The organism is uncultured Martelella sp. (genome assembly GCF_963677965.2).
Taxonomy (GTDB): domain Bacteria; phylum Pseudomonadota; class Alphaproteobacteria; order Rhizobiales; family Rhizobiaceae; genus Martelella; species Martelella mangrovi.
The window spans coordinates 32,009-48,034 of sequence record NZ_OY782683.2; the positions used below are offsets into that span (position 1 = coordinate 32,009).

Below are 16,026 nucleotides of genomic sequence, written 5' to 3' on the forward strand. Positions count from 1 at the left end.
CTCAACGGGGCGCAAGCGGCGAGCGATTGTAGTTCTTGCAGATGAGATAGCGTGAGGGCCTCCGGCCCAGCGCGCCAAACCATTGCGGCACATGCGGGCCCATCCAGATGGCGTCACCGGCCGTGACCGGGTACCAGTCGGTGTCGAGACGGTAGACGCCGCCGCCATCCAGCATCAGCAGACCGTGCTCCATGAAATGGGTTTCCACATAGGCCAGCGAAGCGCCGGGCTCGAACGACATGATGTTGAACTCGAAGTCAAAGGCCGCATCGGTGGGCAGCATTTTCTGTACGGTCAGACGCTCGTCACCGCGAAGCGCACTGCCCTTGAGATCGGCTACGGACCCACTGACGGCGTCTGGAATATCGCCGCGCGGCAGGAACCGCCATTCAAACAGGACAAAGCGGGTGCCGGCCTCGGCCGACAGGGTGATGTCGCTGTCCGGCGGCACAAAGGCAAACCCCTCGACGCCCAGCCTGTCGCCTGTCGAAAGGTTGAGCGCGCCCTTGGTGCAGAACACGAAACGGGCAATCCCCGGTGCGGCCGACGGCGCCGTGACCGCCTGATCGCATGACACCAGCGCCATGGCGAATTTCGCGCCGAGATCGGGCGAGATCAGAAACGCAAAGGCGGTATCCGACCAGCCGGGCTGGGTGATCCATTCATGGCTTTCCGGCGTCAGCAGGGCGTGGCGCGCCTTGATATCGGAGCGTGTCTGGCCGAATTGCGAAAGAAAAGTGTCTGGCATACCGTTATCCTTAAGGTCGCTCTTGCGAGAATTTCATGATCAGGCCTTCAAGCAGATGCTGGCGGCGCGCCAGCGGCTCGACGAGAATATGTTCGCCGGGAGAATGCCAGTCATTGCCGATCGCACCGAGACCATCAAGGGTCGGTATCCCGGCGGCGGCGGTAAAATTGCCGTCGCTGCCGCCGCCTGAGCGGGTTTCACTCAGCGGTGCGCCCAGTTCAGCGTTGATGGCGCGCGCCGCTTCCATCATGGCCACGGTTTGCGGTGTGCGGGCAAGGGCGGGTTTTTCAATTTCGCCCGATACGGCGATCCTGACAGCTTCATCTTCGGGTTTCATCGCCCGGATGGCGGCCTCGATGGCGCGCGCATCAGCATCATCTGAAAAACGGATGTCTATATCGCAGGCCGCGTGCCCGGCCACGACATTCGGTTCCGTTCCACCGCGTATGCGGCCGACATTGACCGTTGTGCCGGCCTCGATATCTGTCAGCCGATCAAGGCGGGTGACAGCCCGGGCGAGCTCGGAAATTGCCGAATGGCCGTCGGAAAAGGCCGAGCCCGCATGGGATTCGACGCCGTTGAAATCGAGCGTGTACTTGCCGCGCCCCTTGCGGAAGGTGATGACCTCATCGCCACGGGCAGGCTCGGGGATGAGCGCGCAGCCATGACGGCGTGCCTCGTCGGCGATCAGCCGGTGGGAGGTCGGCGAGCCGATCTCTTCATCGCTGTTGTAGATCAGCGTCACCGGGCCGGGCAGGGGCGTGCCTTCGGAAAGCAGGCGGCGCATGGCGCAAAGGGCCAGATAGCCGCCGCCCTTCATGTCGGCAATACCGGGGCCGTACTGGCGCTCACCCTCACGGCGGATGCCGACCGAGCCCGGAGCGCAGACCGTATCGATGTGGCTGGTGACAAGAACGCCGGGACCGGGGCCGCCGGAAAAGCGGGCAATCAGATGATCGCCCATACCGTCCCGGCCGGCAATGCGCTCGATTTCCGGTCCGAGCGGGCGCAGTTCCTCTTCGATCAGGTCGACAAGACGGCCGATCGTGTCGCACGCGCCCGTCGGGGTATCGATTTCGACCCAGCGCATCAGGCCGCTGAGGATGTCTTCACTGTTGGTGGTCTGCATGGTCAACTCAGGCTGTCCGCGTAATCCTGCCAGATCGGTGCTTCAAGTCCGAGTTCCGGCCCTTCGGGATAGTGTTTGCGCCAGTGGGCTGCCACTTCGGCACCTGTGGCGGCCCAGACGCCGGGATGCGACATGGCGTTGGTCAGGAATTCGGCCATATTGTCGAAACGGTGGCTCCAGCCCGAACGGGCCGGCGAAACGCACATGTTGAAGCAGCGGCCGCGCCGGTATTGCGCGCGAAATTCCGCATGCCAGTTGCGTTTGAGCGCTTCGGGACGTTCAAGCCCGGTGCCTTCCCGCGGGAACATCAGGAAATAGGTGTCGTCGAAGTGATAATAATAGGGCAGTGCCAACAGGCCTTCGGCCCTGTCAAAATCACTGACCCACCAGTAGGGCGCGTCGTCGGCAAGGCCGTTGCCGAAATAGCGGTAGCCGGCCGCTTTCAAAAGCCCGATGGTCCTGTCCGTCACGCTGCCCGTGGCAAACAGATCGTCCGGGCGGGAAAGCGCATACCATCCTTCGGGCCTGCGCCCGGTAATCCGCGTCATGATGTCCGTAGCCGATTGAATATGTTCGGCTTCCTGCTCCGGCGACAGGATCGCCGGGTCTTCACCGTAGAGCCCCTGTGCTGCGATCTCGTGACCGTGTTCGAGAATGGTTTCCATGCGCGCTGCGTAGCTGTCGGCGATGACGGCCGGCACGGCAAAGGTCGCTTTGATACCCAGATCCGAAAACAGACCGAGAAAGGCATCCAGCCCTTCATTCATGCCGAAATGCCAGGTCGGATAGGCGAGATCCTTTTCGCTGATGCCCGAAGGCTTTGCGGCAGGATTGAGGTTGACCGTGACGAGCATGGCCATCTGCCGATCGCCCGGCCACCGGACATCATGATCGGAGACGGCGACTTCATTGCTTGTGGTGTAATTATCTTTCCACGGCATGACGTTACTCCTGCACCGGCTTGAAGGGATGGTTTGCAAAGATGTGGTCGGCAATCGCTCCGCAGGTGGGAAACCACACGCCGGGCAGCGTCTTCATGCGCTGTATCAGCCGTTCCAGCATATCGACGCGCATGGCATGGCCGGACACAAAGGGGTGGAGCAGGAAATTCAGATAGCCGCCCTTCTTGTATTGCTGCAGGAAGGAGGCCCACCAGATTTCGAAAACCTCGTCGACATCGAGAATGCGTTGCGCCGCATTGGGCGTGGCAAGCCAGCCGAAACTGAAAAACATCGCATCGTCAAGCGCATAGTGGAAAGGCAACTGCAACAGCGGGTTCGCCCCCTGTTCGTCCAGCTCGTAAAACGGCGTGGTATTGGCCGAGGTGAACGAATTATAGGTGATCCCGCATGCGCGCAGCAGAGCCGGCGTGTGGCTGGACCGTGTTCCGGTTATCGGTTTTCCGGCGATCTGCGAGAGTGTCGCGACGGCCCGGTTCAGGTGCGCTTCCTCGATGGCCGGGTCCTTGGGCACATCGTGTTCCCACATATGGTCGGCAAGCTCGTGCCCGGCCGCAACCGCGCGGTGCAGGGCCTTGGGATAAAGCTCGCCAATGCGGCCCGGAGTAAACAGCGTGACCTTGACGTCGTTGGCATCGAACATGTCGAGTATCCGCCAGATGCCGATGCGGCCCCCGAACTCACCTTTCGCCTTCTGGCCCCATGGCTCGTTCAGAAGACGCCTGAGGAGCATGGCATCGAAATCCAGCGTGAAATTCACGGCAATGCGCACGCCGTCCGGATAGGTCAGGTCGGGAATGGGCACCCGGCGGGTCGACTGGAACCGGGCAGCCGTGACGAGATCCTGATAGGCATCCGCAGTGTGCAGGTTGGGGTTTTGGGCATTCATTCTTCGCTCCCTTCGCAAAACGCCGTTTTTGGTTCTTGGACTTTTTCCGCAGGCCGCCTTGCCTGGTGGAGCATTATGGTTTCGGCTGCCTTCAACCCGGCAATGACCGGGTTGATCACCGGAATGCCGATCGCGTCGCTCAGGGCTTCGGGTATGCCCGGCGCAAACGACATGGCGAGGCATCCAAGCACGATGACATCCGCGCCGGCATCGATGCATAGCCGTGCCTGATCGATGATGCCGGGCATGTGCCTTTCGGGATCGCCGACGAGTTGCGCGACCGAGGCGCTGACCAGCCGTTCCGAAACAAACATCGGTTCTATGCCGATGCCGCGAATGCGCCGGCGCAGGCCGGGCGGTGTCGGGGTCGAGGACAGAACGGAGAAGCGCTCACCAAGCTGGACGGCGGCCAGCATGCCGGCCTCACCGGGCCCGATGACCTGTATGCCTGACGTCTCTTTCAGGGCGCCGATTGCCGGATCGCTGAAACAGCCGATGACGACGGCGTCATAGCCACGGTCCTGCCAGCCTTGTGCTGCCTTGCGCAGGCTGGGAAAGACCATGGCCGCATCGCTTGCCGATTCAACGGCGGCCGGGCCGTCTTCGGGCGAGGCGATATCAATGTCGCTTTCCGGGGCCCATGCCTTCAGCATCTGCAGCCGCCGGTCGATTTCGCCCTGGCCCGCGCTGCGGTGCAGGGGGCTGACAAGCTGATAGAGAATACGGACTTTGCCGGACTGTCCGCCGGTGTGCGTTTCCTGATTGTGGCTGGTCATCTAGAAGGCTCTCTGCAGGCCAACGAGTTTTTGAACCAGCGCGACACCGATGATTGCCAGAATGATCGACAGGGTGGCGGCTGCGGCAGCAGTCGGCTTGAACTCGTAGGTGAGAAAATCGAACAGCGCCAGCGGCAGGGTATTGCCGCCAAGCGGCTTCAAAAGCAGCGAGATGGTGTAGAGATCGAAACTGTTGATGAAGGCGAAGATGCCGCCCATGGCAAGCCCCGGCCTGACAAGCGGCAGGATCACCAGCCGGAATGTCTGCCAGCCGTTTGCACCAAGGCTGGCGGAGGCCTCCTCAAGGGACGCCGGCACCTGCCTGAGCGCAGCCGATATCGATACATAGGCATAAGGAAAGGACATGAGAATGTGGCCGATCTGCAGGCCGAGAACCGTTTTGCCAAGGCCGATCTTGTAGAGGAAGAACAGGAGACCGACGGCGGTCAGCAATTCAGGCACGAGCAGGGGAAGGGTCATGCCAAGCTGAAACCAGCCGCCGATCCGCCCGCTGATGGCCTGCCCGGCAAGGGCTGCCATCATGGCGATGACGGTGGTGACGACCGCGGTGATCGCGCCGATGCGCAGTGACATGAAAAGCCCGTCGACCAGATCCTGGCGGGACAGGAATTCTTCATACCAGCGCAACGACAGACCCTGCGGGGGGAACTCGATCAACTGGCCCGCGGTGAAGGACGCGCCGATGATCGTCACCAGTGGCGCCAGAAGGAATATGTAAAGCGCGACGATGACAATGCCGAAACCGAGGGCAAGCGGCTTTTTGCCCGTCACGGCCGGAACCGAAGCGGAGGTCATGGGCGTGCCCTTTCCAGGAGTTTCCAGGTCAACATCGTGAAGATGATGACGATGGTGACGGTGGAGACGCTCAGCATGATCGCCAGTGATGAACCGAGCGGCCAGCGGAAGGTTCCGGTCAGTTCGGCGATGATGACCGTGGGCATGTATGTGACCATGTGGCCGCCAAGCAGAGCGGGGGTGACATAGGCCGCGACCGCCAGCACATAGACAAGGATGATGCCGGGCTGAATGCCGGGAAAGCTGAGCGGCAGGACGATGTCGCGAAACACGCGGTAACGGGAAGCGCCCATTGACGCGGAGGCCTCCAGCAGGCTTGCCGGAATGTTGCGCAGCGCATTGTTGATCGGCAGCACCATGAAGGGCACGAAGACATGCACCAGCGCCAGCACCACCAGCCCCTGCGTGAAGAGCAGGCGCAGCGGCCTTTCGATGATCCCGAGACCGATCAGCGTTTCGTTCAGCGGGCCGTTCAGGGCGGCGATGATCATCCAGCCGAAGTTGCGGACCAGAACGCCGGTCATCAGCGGCGAGGCGATGCAGGCGTAGAGCAGGGCCGCCTTCATGCCCTTGGCGCGCGACAGATGCCAGGCGATCGGATAGCTGACCACCAGGCAGGCAAATGTGACCGTGGCGGCGGTGAGCAGCGAACGGGCGAGAACGCCCCAATAATAATTGTCGCCCAGAATACGGGTGTAGTTCATCAGCGTGTACTGGTCGCCGAAAGGCTGGGAGGTTCCGGGCGTGCGGAAGCTCATATCCACCATGTTCGTGATCGGCAGGATCATGAACACGAAGATCAGGGCGACGGCGGGGACAGCCAGAAGCAGCCGCAGTGTTCGCGCGTTCTTCACGGTTCGACCTCCGGGATCACCCATGCATGCGAACGGTCGAAAGCCAGGCCGACCTCGTCGCCGATGGCAAGTGCCGCATTTGGCGGTGCGGCCAGCTTGAGGCTGCTGTTGTCGGCAAGCGTGACCTCGCAATGTTGCGAGGCGCCCAGAAATGCGGATTTGCTAATCCGGCCGGTAAAGGTCGGTTCCTCGCCGGTATTGGCGAAACGCAGCGATTCCGGGCGCAGCAGAAGCTCGGCCCTGTCGGACGCGCTAATGGTTGGAACGCCGTCGACCTCAAGCGTTCTGTCGGCCACCTGCACGCGCATGCGCCCCGGGCCGATGGGCTCGACAGACTGGCAGGGCAGGAAGTTGGCTTCGCCGGTAAAATCGGCGACATAGCGCTCGACCGGCTTTTGATAAATCTCGCGCGGGCTTGCAAATTGCGCCACCCGTCCGGATTTCATCACGGCGACCATATCGGAAATCGCCATGGCCTCGGCCTGATCGTGGGTGACGTAAAATGCGGTGATGCCGGACTGCTGCTGGATATCGCGGATCAACCAGCGGACCTCGTCGCGCAGGCGCGCATCCAGATTGGCCAACGGCTCGTCCAGCAGCAGCAGGCGGGGCTTGAGAACCAGCGCGCGGGCAAGCGCCACGCGCTGTTGCTGTCCGCCTGAAATCTGGCGCGGATAACGGTCATCCAGGCCGGTCAGGCGGACAAGTTTCATAACGTCGAAGACCCGGGTCTCGATCTCCCCCCTTGAATATTTCCGCAGCTTCAGACCATAGGCGATATTGTCGGCGACGGTCATGTGCGGAAACAGGGCGTAGTTCTGGAAGACGACACCGAAATCCCGGCGGTTGGGAGGTACGGAAACGATGCTTTCGCCATCGACGTTGATCGAACCGCCATTCGGCTCGAGAAACCCGGCAAGGCACCGCAAGGTGGTGCTCTTGCCGCAGCCCGACGGCCCCAGCAGCGTGACAAGTTGCCCTGACTGAGCCGTCAGGGAAACATTATCGAGCGCAAGGAAGTCATGATATTGCTTGCGCAGATTGCGTACCTCGATCAGCGCCATGCCTAGATAGTCCGTTCCCAGAGATCGTTGAGTTCCGGCATGATGGCGAGCGTCTTGTCCCAGTCAAAGCGAATGGCCTGTGAAACCACTTCGGGCTGAAGCGGCCATTTCTGCAGCTCTTCCGGCAGTTCCACCGTCTTGTTGGTCGGCGCGATCAGCCAGTTTTCCGCCATCCATAGCTGGATCTCGGGGCTCAGGACAAAGTTGACATATTCCTCGCCAAGCGCCTTGTCGGGGCTGTTCTTGAACACGGAGAAGGAATGGTCGAACACCATCATGCCTTCTTCGGGCACGACAAAATCGATCGGAACGCCCTGTTCCTGCATGGTTTTCACTTCGCCCAGATCAATCGGCGCAACGGCGATCTGGCCTTGTGTGAGCAGCGGGGTCAGCTGCGCGGAGTAGCCGATCTGCGGGAAGGGGGCCAGTTCCTTGAACTTGGCGACGGCGGTTTCGATATCGTCGCGGCCGGAGCCGAAATGTTCACCGGCCCACAGCGCCATCATGGTCGCGGCGGAGTTGGTGATCTTGTAGAGCCCGATCTGTCCCCTGAAGCGGGGCGCCCACAGATCGGCCCAGCCCTTCGGCGGTTCATCCACGAGATCGGTGCGGTAGGCAATGACCAGCGGCGCGAGCATGCCGGTGACGGCGGTGTTGCCCTTCAGGATGGCCGGTTCGATGACATCGGCCATGTTAGGAATTTTTTCCGGCGTCAGTTCTTCGAAATAGCCGTCATTGCGGATCATGGCCGTGTATTTTTCATTTAGCATCACGGCCGGGAAGGGCGGGTTGTCGACGCCGGCGGCGCGGAAGTTCGAAATCCAGGCCATGCCGAGGCCGACATCGAGGTCGAAAGGCCGGCCGATCTGTTCGGAAAACTGCGGCATGATATAGGTGCGCCAGTCATTCTCCCAGCGTCCGCCGAACATGTTGACGATGAATGTGTCGGTCTGCGCCATTGCCGGGAAACCCAAAAGGCCGAGGGCGGCGGCGCCCGCTGAAGTCTTGAGAAGATCACGTCGGGAAAAGGTCATTCAACTCTCCTGATGGCTCCGCTGTTGGATGAAGACAGCCGCTGAACCGACACGGATGTCCCTGTGGATGCCCTTTGAACAAGGACGGCATGATGATCACGGTTCGATCTTTTCCGGATCGAGCCTTATGTCGATGAGGAGGGGGCCGTTGCGCCGGGCGATTGCATCGCATGCAGTTTCAAGGCTTGCGGTGTCTGAGACCCGCACCGCATCCATGCCCATCGCGCTTGCCGTTGCCGCAAAGTCTGCCGTGTCGATCATCGAAATGTCGGTGGACATGCCGCGCCGCGTGAGCTGGACATGTTCGGCGCCATAGCTGCCGTCATTGCAGAGCAGGATAATGAGATCGAGTTTTTCGCGAATAACGGTCGAAAGCTCGCTCAGACCGGAAAGCTGAAATCCGCCGTCGCCGACGGCCAGAACGGTCGGCCTGTCGGTCGTCGCCACAGCAGCGCCCAGAGCTTCGCCGAGACCGCAGCCGATGGCGCCGAAATGGCAGCTGTAGACCAGATCCTGTGGCCGTTTTACCGGCAGGTTGCGCCAGGCCGTTGTGACAAACCGCCCGAGATCGGCCGCCAGAACGCGCTCGACCGGCAATGCCTGATGAAGCCTGCGCAGCGCATGATCGATGTCGAGGGTGCCGGGGGCGGTTTCGCGGGGTTCCGGCAGCCGGTCAAAGCTGGCTGCTTCGCCGGCAAGGTGCTCGGCGAGATCGGGGCTGGTCGCCTGCGATCCGGGGATTTCGGCGGCATCGAGCAGTCCGGTCATGGCGTCGGCGGTTTCCGCCAGATCGCCGATCAGGCGCAGGGTGGGGCGGTCGAGGCGCGGATTGTCCTCGGCGTCGGGCAGCACCTGGATGACGCGTTTTCCCTGCGTATAGGCGCCTTCTTCGGTGGTGTGCTTGCTGAGACTGGCGCCGAAGGCGACGATGCAATCAGACCGCATGATCACATCGATTGCCGTGGGATGGCTGAGGCCGCCGCAAAGGCCGATATCGAAAGCTTCGCCTTCGAACAGGCCCTGCGCCTTCAATGTGGTGGCAAGCGGCGCTTCCACGCGGTGTGCAAGCCTGACGATGGCATCACGCGCCTGCGGATCGGTCGCGCCCCGCCCCGCCAGGATCAGTGGGTGACGGGCCGAGGCCAGCATGCCGACGGCATCTTCGATTTCCGCAGGTGCGGCTGCCGCCATCCGGACGGCCGGAATACACGGTTTCAGCGACGTGTGCCTGGCTGCATTCGACCATTGCAGGTCGACGCGCATGTTGAAGACCACGGTGGTGTGGCGATGCGTGGCGATCGCGAAAGCGCGTTCCAGATCGGCAATGGCTGTTTCTGGCGAGCGCATTTCCACCAGCGTGGCGCCGGTGGCTTCGATGATCGGCTTCTGATCGATCTTTTGCAGGTGCTGGGTATCGCCGGGCGCTGTATCGCCGCAAAGGACAACCAGCGGAATGCCGCCCTTGGCGCCTTCGGCAAGTGCGGTAACGGCGTTGGTCAGCGCCGGCCCGTGGGTGATGGTCGCCACGCCTGTGCGCCCGGAGGCTTGCGCAAAACCGAGAGCGGCAAGCACCGCATTGGCCTCATGGGTGCAGGCGATGTAGCGGCCCAGCTGTTCTGATCTGTAATGTCTTACAAGGAACAGATTGGCATCGCCGACGACACCGAAAAGATGCGAAACGCCAAATTCCGGCAGCATTTCCGCCAACAGCTGGTGAAGCGGTTTTTCAGGGAGTGAGTGCATCATTTTGTTTTTTTCAATTTCGTTCCGACCTCTGAAATCAACGTTAGCCGAATTTTATATGCGATTAAAAGAGCAATATATTCGAGTGAATAGTTCCATGAAGTGAACATTCTTTGCGTCCGAGTGTTGCGCTGCACATGGCCTGTGGGGCCGAAGTCTTTTGACAAGCAAAAATCGTTCCGCGGACCACCTGACGCTGTGCATTGTCGGGTATTTCATGCAGAAATGGGAATTCCCGGCCTCGCCCTGATCATGGGGCCGATGGCGGAATCGAATTTCCGCCGCGCGCTTTCGCTTTCGGGCGGCAGTTTCGACTTCCTCTATACGCGTCCGATCACCGTCGCACTGCTGACGGCTGCCATCCTGACCCTGTTCCTGCCGCTGGTCCGGTTCCTGATGCGCAAGAACAGGGAGCGCCGAAACCCGGCCGTCTAGAGACCGTCAGTGCTGCCTGTTTCGTGTGTCTGCGGGACAGAATATGTCGAGAGAACCGGTCCGGCAAACGGGCCGGTTCTTTCTGTATCGTGTGGAGCGTTTCAGTCGGCCGATGAAAACGGCAGGGTAAAGCGCAACGCTTTCGGCAGACAGGCGACGAAGATGCTTGAGTGGTCTTCATCGGCAATGATGTCGAGGCGCAGGTCGACCGCCTCGCGACAGACGGCCTTGCAGCGTTCCGCCAGATCCCGGACATTGCCGATCATCCGGCGTCTTTGCCTCAGTGCATCGTGCGCGGATGCCTGTGTGCCGGCATTCTGCTCCACTGCCACCGTTTCGCCTTCCTGGCTTCCGGCGGCGAGGTAGAGCCGGATGGTTTGCGAGCGGGACGGGGAGGGGACGGCCAGACTTGCGAGAAGACCGTCCCGGTCCCACCAGATCGACGGGCTGATGGCGATGTAACCGGAAAACAGGTCCGGTTTCGCCGTTGCCAGCGTGGCGACGAAATAACCGCCGAGAGAATGGCCGAGGATCGTTTCGCGCTTGCTGTCAGCCGGACAACGGCTGCGAATGAGCGGCTTCAGCGTGTCTTGCAGAAACGCGATGAACGCGCTCTGCCCGCCGAAGTTCAGCGTGGTCTTTGCATAGAAAGGATCATGCGTGGGACCGGCCGTCAGATCGAGATGGCGTCGCGGCTGGTTGTAGCCTTCGGTTTCCGGATAGCCGATGCCGACGAGGATGGCCGGTGCGACGCCGGTTGCCTCGGGCCGGCGCGAAAGCCGTTCCAGCACCTGGTCTGTCAGCGTGAAATCCGCATTGGCATCGAGGAGATAGAGTACCGGGAAACCCTCCGGTGGCGGTGCCTGCCGCGGGATGCTGACGAAAATCTCATAGGAGAGACCGGAAGCGGATACGATCTGAAAGCGACGACACTGTTCATGTCGGTGCGGGGTGAAAGGCTCCATCTCGATATCGGCGGCCCTGTTCTGCGTGGTCGGCGTGACATTGTGGTTCCCGGTCATTTGCCTGCTCCGCGCCAGTATCCTCGGGCCACGCCGAGCGGCGTCATCTGATCGAGTGCCGTGCGTGTTGCATCGACATCGAGATCGGCAAACAGATCCGGATGAGCCCATTTCGCAAGCAGTTCCAGCGCCAGTATATCGATGACCGGGTCGAAAAGATGTCTGTCCATGGCGTGGATCCGTCCGGTTTCCACCGCGGAAAGGCCATTGAAACCGGGACGGTCCAGCAGGCGGTCCAGCGATTGCCGCTCGTCTTCGGCGCTAAAGCCGGGGCCGATCAGAAGCCCGTCGCGATCCTTCATGTAGGCGCCGCCGGAGGCAATATAGATTTGCGGATCGGCGGTGAATATCGCTTCGATCGTCAGCTGGCCGAAGGGTTTGTTGCCAAGGGCGTTGCCGATATTGTCAGCGCCGGCAAAGGCGATCAGCCGGCCAATGCCGGCCTTTCCGGGTGAAAAACAGCATTGGCCCGTTGCCGAGGCATGGGTTTCGAGAAACAGGGAAGGGCGCTCCACCCTGCCTGCCTGCTGAAGCCGGCGGGCAATGGCGTCGCGATGTGCCGACCTGAAGGCGACCAGTTTGTGTGCCGCCGCCGCATGGCCGGTTGCCGCGCCTAAAAGAAGGAGGCTTTTGTCGGCATTTTCCAACGGATCGGTGACGAAATCCACGTAGATGACCGGAACCCCGGCGCGCTCCAGCAGGCGAACCCGGTCATCGGAAAACTGCGAGTAGACGGAGAGCACCACCAGATCGGGATCGACGGAGAGAATGGCCTCGGCGGACATGCCGCTGGCATTGCTGCCCGTTGCCGGCAGCGTGCCGATCTCGGGCGAAAGCTTTTCCAGCGCGGCATAGGGCGCACGCCCGAGGCGGTCGATATCGTGCGGCCAGGCGGCGATCAGAGAGGCCGGATCGTCGCTCAGGAATGACAGCGCGAAGATGATGCGCCCGTCATCGACGAGCAGTCGCTTTGCCAGCGTGTCGAGTGTCACGGTGCGGCCGCTGACATCGTGAAGTTCGATGGCCGCAAAGGCCTGCGGACAGATGGCAAAAAGACTGAAGCAGAGAAAGGCCAGTGTCCGCAACATATCAGCAGTTTCTTCCTTTTGGTTCCAGACGGGGCTTTTCGGCCGGGAAAGCCGGAAACGGAGCCGACCGCCGGCTCCGTTTCATGGAGTTACTGGGGTTACCACTGGTATTTCAGCGTTGCATAGACCGAACGGTTCGTGCCGTAGAAGCAACGGGTCGCATATGAGCAGGAGGCGACATATTCCTCATCGCCGATATTGGTCGCCGTCACGTTCAGCTTCAGGCCCTCGTATTTCGGCCATTTGACACCGAAGTCATAGTCCAGCCCGGCGTCGACAAGCGTGTAGGAGGGGACCTTGAAACTGTTTTCCTGGTCGCCATAACTTTCACCGACATAGCGAACGCCTGCGCCGAGACCGAGACCTTCAAGCGGACCGTTCAGGAAACTGTAGTGCAGCCAGGCGGAGGCGGCGTTTTCCGGCACGGCCGCCGGTGCATTGCCGACAAGGCCGGGCGTTGCACTCGCGGTGATTTCCGGGTCGGCATAGGTATAGGCAAGGGTGAGATCCCAGCCGGAATCGAGCGCAAGCTTGCCTTCCAGCTCAATGCCCTTCAGTTCGATTTCATCGGTCTGGACATAATAGCCTCTGTAGTTCGGATCCGCGCTGAGGGCGTTCTTTTCCGTCAGCTGATAGGCCGATGCCATGAAATAGCTGTCAGCGCCATCGAAGGGCTGATACTTCACTCCGACTTCATATTGCTCGCCTTCGACGGGATCGAGCGTTGTTCCGCCACTGGGGCTGTATCCGAAACCCGACGGCGGCTCGAATGACGTCGAGTAGCTGGCATAGGGGGCGATGCCGTTTTCGAACAGGTAGGTCGCGCCGATGCGGCCGGTAAAGGCATGGTTTTCGTTTGTCGTCGAGGTTTTGGCCCCGGAGGCTATGGTCGTGCTGTCATTGGTAATGTCGTAGTAATCGTAGCGACCGCCAAGCGCCACTGTCAGCGCGCCATAGGAGATCTCATCCTGCAGATAAATGCCCACCTGATTGGTGACCTGATCGGTGTCGGTGGCGTAATCGGGGTCGGTAATGGGCTGGTTGTAATCCGGGGCGAGATAATCGATGGAGGGACCGTTCCCCCTGCCCATCAGCCGGTTGGCGTCGATATAGTTGTAGTCGACGCCGATGAGGCCGGTATGGTCCAGCATGCCGGTGGAAAAATCGGCCTGAAGCTGGGTATCGACGGCCAGCGTATCGGCCTTTTCCTTCAGACTGGAAATGCCGCGGCTCAGCGTTGTGCCGTTGATGCCGGAATAAAACAGCGAACGATGTTCGGTATCGATATGGGTGTAGCGCAGGTTCTGACGGAAGGTGAAAATGTCGTCGAATGCGTGCTCGAACTCATATCCCGCCGTGGTCGTCTGGCGGGTGAACTTGTCGAAATCCGGGTCGCCGATATTGAAATCATAGGGAATGTAGGGGTAGTCGCCGTTTGGCAGAACCGTGCCCTCGGCCGGAAGGAACCCCGGATAATTGCTTGACGGGTCGTCGGTATAGCTGAACTGCATGACCAGGCTGGTGCCATCATCCGGCGTGATTTCAAACGAGGGAAGCACCGAAATCCGCGACGATTCAACGCCGTCGATATTGGTTTCGTTGTAGCGGCCGGAGGCGACGAAACGGTATCGGTAAATGCCTTCGTCATCGATGGGGCCGCCGAAATCCACGCCTGACTTGATGTAGTTCTCATTGCCGAGCGTGGTAAAAACCTCGCGATACGGTGCGTCCGTCGGTTTCTTGGAGACCAGATTGACCATGCCGCCCGGCGTCATCTGACCATAGAGAACCGAGGCCGGTCCCCTGACCACCTCGACCCGTTCGAGATTGTAGAGATCGATGGTCGGCTCGGCATAGGAAATGCCCTTCATGATGCGCAGGCCGTCGAGATACTGCACGAAATTCTGGTATCCGCCGAAGCCGCGCACCGGAACGATGTCATAACGGTCATTGGGCCTTAATTCGCCCTGAACGCCGGAACTGTAAAGAAGCGCCTGCTGCACCGATGTCGCATTGTGCTCCTCGAATTCCCGGCGGGTGACGACGGAGACGGACTGGGGCGTTTCAATCAGCGGCCGGCTGGTCTTCATCGCGGAACCGGCCGAGCGGGCGACGAAGCCGTCGTCGCTTTCCCCCGAACCGGCAACCGTCACGTTCACCGGATCGAGAACCGTCACATCGGTATCCTGCGCCAGGGCAGGGCTGGCAAACTGAAGCGCTGCCAGGCTGACCGTCGTCGTCAGGACAAGGCATTTTGCGGCTGAAATACGCATCAAGACCCCCGTAAAACCGCCTTGGGCATCGGTCCCGAAAAACCTGCGGCGATAAACATGATTACAAAATTCATGTTTTGTCATATACGGTATGAGGCGAAGCGAAATCTACAGACCGGGATTTTGCACAAGCCCCAATTTGTTTTGCAAAACGACCAGATCACGCGCGATGGGAACGATCATGCAGAACCGTGCCGCCCCGTTTCAGACCGAAGCCTTCCTGTCGCATATGCGCCGCGCCAACAGCTCCTTCAGGCTTTTGAGCCGGACAGGCGCCGGGCACGGCACGCTTGACGGACGCTACGGCCACGTGAAGCTGCGCGACGGGTTGAGCGTTCTGCATTCCGACACGGTCAGCCTTTGCGATATGGAAACAGAATCCGAACTGCAGCCGCATCTGAGCATAAAGATGTTCTTTGCCGGCGGTGTCGAGGCCCGGCTGAATGACCGGGTGCTGCCCATGCCGGAACGCGCCGCGAACCGGCGAACATGGGAGCCGGTGGCCGTTATCTGCGCGCAGAACGAACCGGTGCGGTTCTGGCGAAAGGTGAAAAAGGGCGACCGTATCCGCAAGTTCAACATATCGATATTGCCGGAATGGCTGGCATCGGGCGATGTGTTCTCCGACCACTCCGCCGCAGCGGTTGCCCGTTTCAGCAAGGCACGGCTGGCGCTTTCCAACTGGCGCCCGAGTCAGGCCGCACTTGCCTTTGCCGAACAGGCCATGCACACGCCGGTCGCCACGCCGCATCTGCACAGGCTGCAGATGGAAAGCTGCGTGCTGATGATCATTGCCGAAGCGTTTCATGCCCTCGCGGAAAATGGCGGGCCGACGCTGCCGCAGGCCCGGCTGAGTGCAGCCGAGAGCAAAAGGCTTGCCCGTGCGGAAGACATGATTATCGCCGCACGCGGATATCTGCCGACCGTTGCCGATCTGGCGGCGCATGCCGGCGTCGGCGCCAATACGCTGCAACGGCTTTTTCATGCCGCTCACGGCATGACGGTTTTTCACTATACCCGCATGATCAAGCTGGAGCAGGCGCGCAATATGCTGAACAGGGGCGAGGTTTCCATCGCCGAGGCCGCCTTCGCCGCCGGCTACAGCTCCACCGCCAATTTTTCGACCGCATTCCGCCGCCAGTTCGGCATGTCACCGGGCAAGATCGGCGCTTAGATCATCGGGCGGTTAATCTGAA

The 16,026-nt window shown here is 60.8% G+C and carries 14 protein-coding genes and 1 pseudogene; 2 read left to right on the forward strand and 13 right to left on the reverse strand.

Features of this window, described 5'->3' with window-relative positions; all coding sequences use genetic code 11:
- Nucleotide 1 precedes the first annotated feature (1 nt).
- The 10 genes from allE to ACHZCU_RS21280 form a co-directional block, all read right to left on the reverse strand.
- On the reverse strand, nt 2-748 hold the full coding sequence (gene allE / locus ACHZCU_RS21235) for a (S)-ureidoglycine aminohydrolase (protein ID WP_319520606.1): 747 nt from the start codon (nt 746-748) through the stop codon (nt 2-4).
- 10 nt (nt 749-758) lie between these two features.
- Nucleotides 759-1,877, reverse strand: coding sequence for a M20 family metallopeptidase (locus ACHZCU_RS21240; RefSeq protein ID WP_319520607.1), 1,119 nt, complete (start codon nt 1,875-1,877; stop codon nt 759-761).
- Between the two features lie 2 nt (nt 1,878-1,879).
- Nucleotides 1,880-2,818 carry a polysaccharide deacetylase family protein gene (locus ACHZCU_RS21245; RefSeq protein WP_319520608.1) on the reverse strand — a complete coding sequence of 313 codons (939 nt, stop codon included), beginning with the start codon at nt 2,816-2,818 and terminating at the stop codon, nt 1,880-1,882.
- A gap of 4 nt (nt 2,819-2,822) precedes the next feature.
- Nucleotides 2,823-3,725 (reverse strand): polysaccharide deacetylase family protein, encoded by a 903-nt coding sequence (locus ACHZCU_RS21250; RefSeq protein WP_319520609.1) that lies wholly within the window; start codon nt 3,723-3,725, stop codon nt 2,823-2,825.
- Complete coding sequence (locus ACHZCU_RS21255; RefSeq protein ID WP_319520610.1) at nt 3,722-4,501, reverse strand: aspartate/glutamate racemase family protein; 780 nt, start codon at nt 4,499-4,501, stop codon at nt 3,722-3,724. The genes ACHZCU_RS21250 and ACHZCU_RS21255 overlap by 4 nt, the downstream gene beginning before the upstream one ends.
- Entirely contained in the window at nt 4,502-5,317 is an 816-nt protein-coding gene (locus ACHZCU_RS21260; RefSeq protein ID WP_319520611.1) for an ABC transporter permease, read from the reverse strand.
- Entirely contained in the window at nt 5,314-6,171 is an 858-nt protein-coding gene (locus ACHZCU_RS21265) for an ABC transporter permease (protein ID WP_319520612.1), read from the reverse strand. Before ACHZCU_RS21265 ends, ACHZCU_RS21260 begins: the two co-directional genes overlap by 4 nt.
- Nucleotides 6,168-7,235, reverse strand: a complete 1,068-nt coding sequence (locus ACHZCU_RS21270; RefSeq protein ID WP_319520613.1) for an ABC transporter ATP-binding protein — start codon at nt 7,233-7,235, stop codon at nt 6,168-6,170. Before ACHZCU_RS21270 ends, ACHZCU_RS21265 begins: the two co-directional genes overlap by 4 nt.
- A gap of 2 nt (nt 7,236-7,237) precedes the next feature.
- A complete protein-coding gene (locus ACHZCU_RS21275) occupies nt 7,238-8,269 on the reverse strand; it encodes an ABC transporter substrate-binding protein (RefSeq protein WP_319520614.1) in 1,032 nt (343 codons plus the stop codon).
- Between the two features lie 96 nt (nt 8,270-8,365).
- Nucleotides 8,366-10,015 carry a thiamine pyrophosphate-binding protein gene (locus ACHZCU_RS21280; protein ID WP_319520615.1) on the reverse strand — a complete coding sequence of 550 codons (1,650 nt, stop codon included), beginning with the start codon at nt 10,013-10,015 and terminating at the stop codon, nt 8,366-8,368.
- Nucleotides 10,016-10,214: 199 nt separating this feature from the next.
- Here ACHZCU_RS21280 and ACHZCU_RS21285 point away from each other — a divergent pair.
- Nucleotides 10,215-10,447: pseudogene (locus ACHZCU_RS21285) on the forward strand (tripartite tricarboxylate transporter permease); the annotation flags it as partial.
- A gap of 101 nt (nt 10,448-10,548) precedes the next feature.
- On the opposite strand, the gene ACHZCU_RS21290 reads toward ACHZCU_RS21285, so the two are convergent.
- The 3 genes from ACHZCU_RS21290 to ACHZCU_RS21300 form a co-directional block, all read right to left on the reverse strand.
- Nucleotides 10,549-11,469 carry an alpha/beta hydrolase-fold protein gene (locus ACHZCU_RS21290; protein ID WP_319520617.1) on the reverse strand — a complete coding sequence of 307 codons (921 nt, stop codon included), beginning with the start codon at nt 11,467-11,469 and terminating at the stop codon, nt 10,549-10,551.
- Nucleotides 11,466-12,557, reverse strand: coding sequence for an ABC transporter substrate-binding protein (locus ACHZCU_RS21295; RefSeq protein WP_319520618.1), 1,092 nt, complete (start codon nt 12,555-12,557; stop codon nt 11,466-11,468). The genes ACHZCU_RS21290 and ACHZCU_RS21295 overlap by 4 nt, the downstream gene beginning before the upstream one ends.
- A 98-nt stretch (nt 12,558-12,655) precedes the next feature.
- The gene (locus ACHZCU_RS21300; RefSeq protein ID WP_319520619.1) at nt 12,656-14,830 is read right to left on the reverse strand and encodes a TonB-dependent siderophore receptor; all 2,175 of its coding nucleotides are present in this window, start codon (nt 14,828-14,830) and stop codon (nt 12,656-12,658) included.
- 181 nt (nt 14,831-15,011) lie between these two features.
- Here ACHZCU_RS21300 and ACHZCU_RS21305 point away from each other — a divergent pair, with 181 nt between their 5' ends.
- Nucleotides 15,012-16,004, forward strand: coding sequence for an AraC family transcriptional regulator (locus tag ACHZCU_RS21305; RefSeq protein ID WP_319520620.1), 993 nt, complete (start codon nt 15,012-15,014; stop codon nt 16,002-16,004).
- The last annotated feature ends 22 nt before the right edge of the window (nt 16,005-16,026 follow it).

Excerpts from the sequence above, each read along its gene's own strand:
- allE (WP_319520606.1), bottom strand. The coding sequence starts at position 748 with ATGCCAGACACTTTTCTTTCGCAATTCGGCCAGACACGCTCCGATATC.
- ACHZCU_RS21240 (WP_319520607.1), bottom strand. The coding sequence starts at position 1,877 with ATGCAGACCACCAACAGTGAAGACATCCTCAGCGGCCTGATGCGCTGG.
- ACHZCU_RS21275 (WP_319520614.1), bottom strand. The coding sequence starts at position 8,269 with ATGACCTTTTCCCGACGTGATCTTCTCAAGACTTCAGCGGGCGCCGCC.
- ACHZCU_RS21290 (WP_319520617.1), bottom strand. The coding sequence starts at position 11,469 with ATGACCGGGAACCACAATGTCACGCCGACCACGCAGAACAGGGCCGCC.
- ACHZCU_RS21250 (WP_319520609.1), bottom strand. The coding sequence starts at position 3,725 with ATGAATGCCCAAAACCCCAACCTGCACACTGCGGATGCCTATCAGGAT.
- ACHZCU_RS21270 (WP_319520613.1), bottom strand. The coding sequence starts at position 7,235 with ATGGCGCTGATCGAGGTACGCAATCTGCGCAAGCAATATCATGACTTC.
- ACHZCU_RS21260 (WP_319520611.1), bottom strand. The coding sequence starts at position 5,317 with ATGACCTCCGCTTCGGTTCCGGCCGTGACGGGCAAAAAGCCGCTTGCC.
- ACHZCU_RS21305 (WP_319520620.1), top strand. The coding sequence starts at position 15,012 with ATGCAGAACCGTGCCGCCCCGTTTCAGACCGAAGCCTTCCTGTCGCAT.
- ACHZCU_RS21300 (WP_319520619.1), bottom strand. The coding sequence starts at position 14,830 with ATGCGTATTTCAGCCGCAAAATGCCTTGTCCTGACGACGACGGTCAGC.
- ACHZCU_RS21295 (WP_319520618.1), bottom strand. The coding sequence starts at position 12,557 with ATGTTGCGGACACTGGCCTTTCTCTGCTTCAGTCTTTTTGCCATCTGT.
- ACHZCU_RS21255 (WP_319520610.1), bottom strand. The coding sequence starts at position 4,501 with ATGACCAGCCACAATCAGGAAACGCACACCGGCGGACAGTCCGGCAAA.
- ACHZCU_RS21245 (WP_319520608.1), bottom strand. The coding sequence starts at position 2,818 with ATGCCGTGGAAAGATAATTACACCACAAGCAATGAAGTCGCCGTCTCC.
- ACHZCU_RS21280 (WP_319520615.1), bottom strand. The coding sequence starts at position 10,015 with ATGATGCACTCACTCCCTGAAAAACCGCTTCACCAGCTGTTGGCGGAA.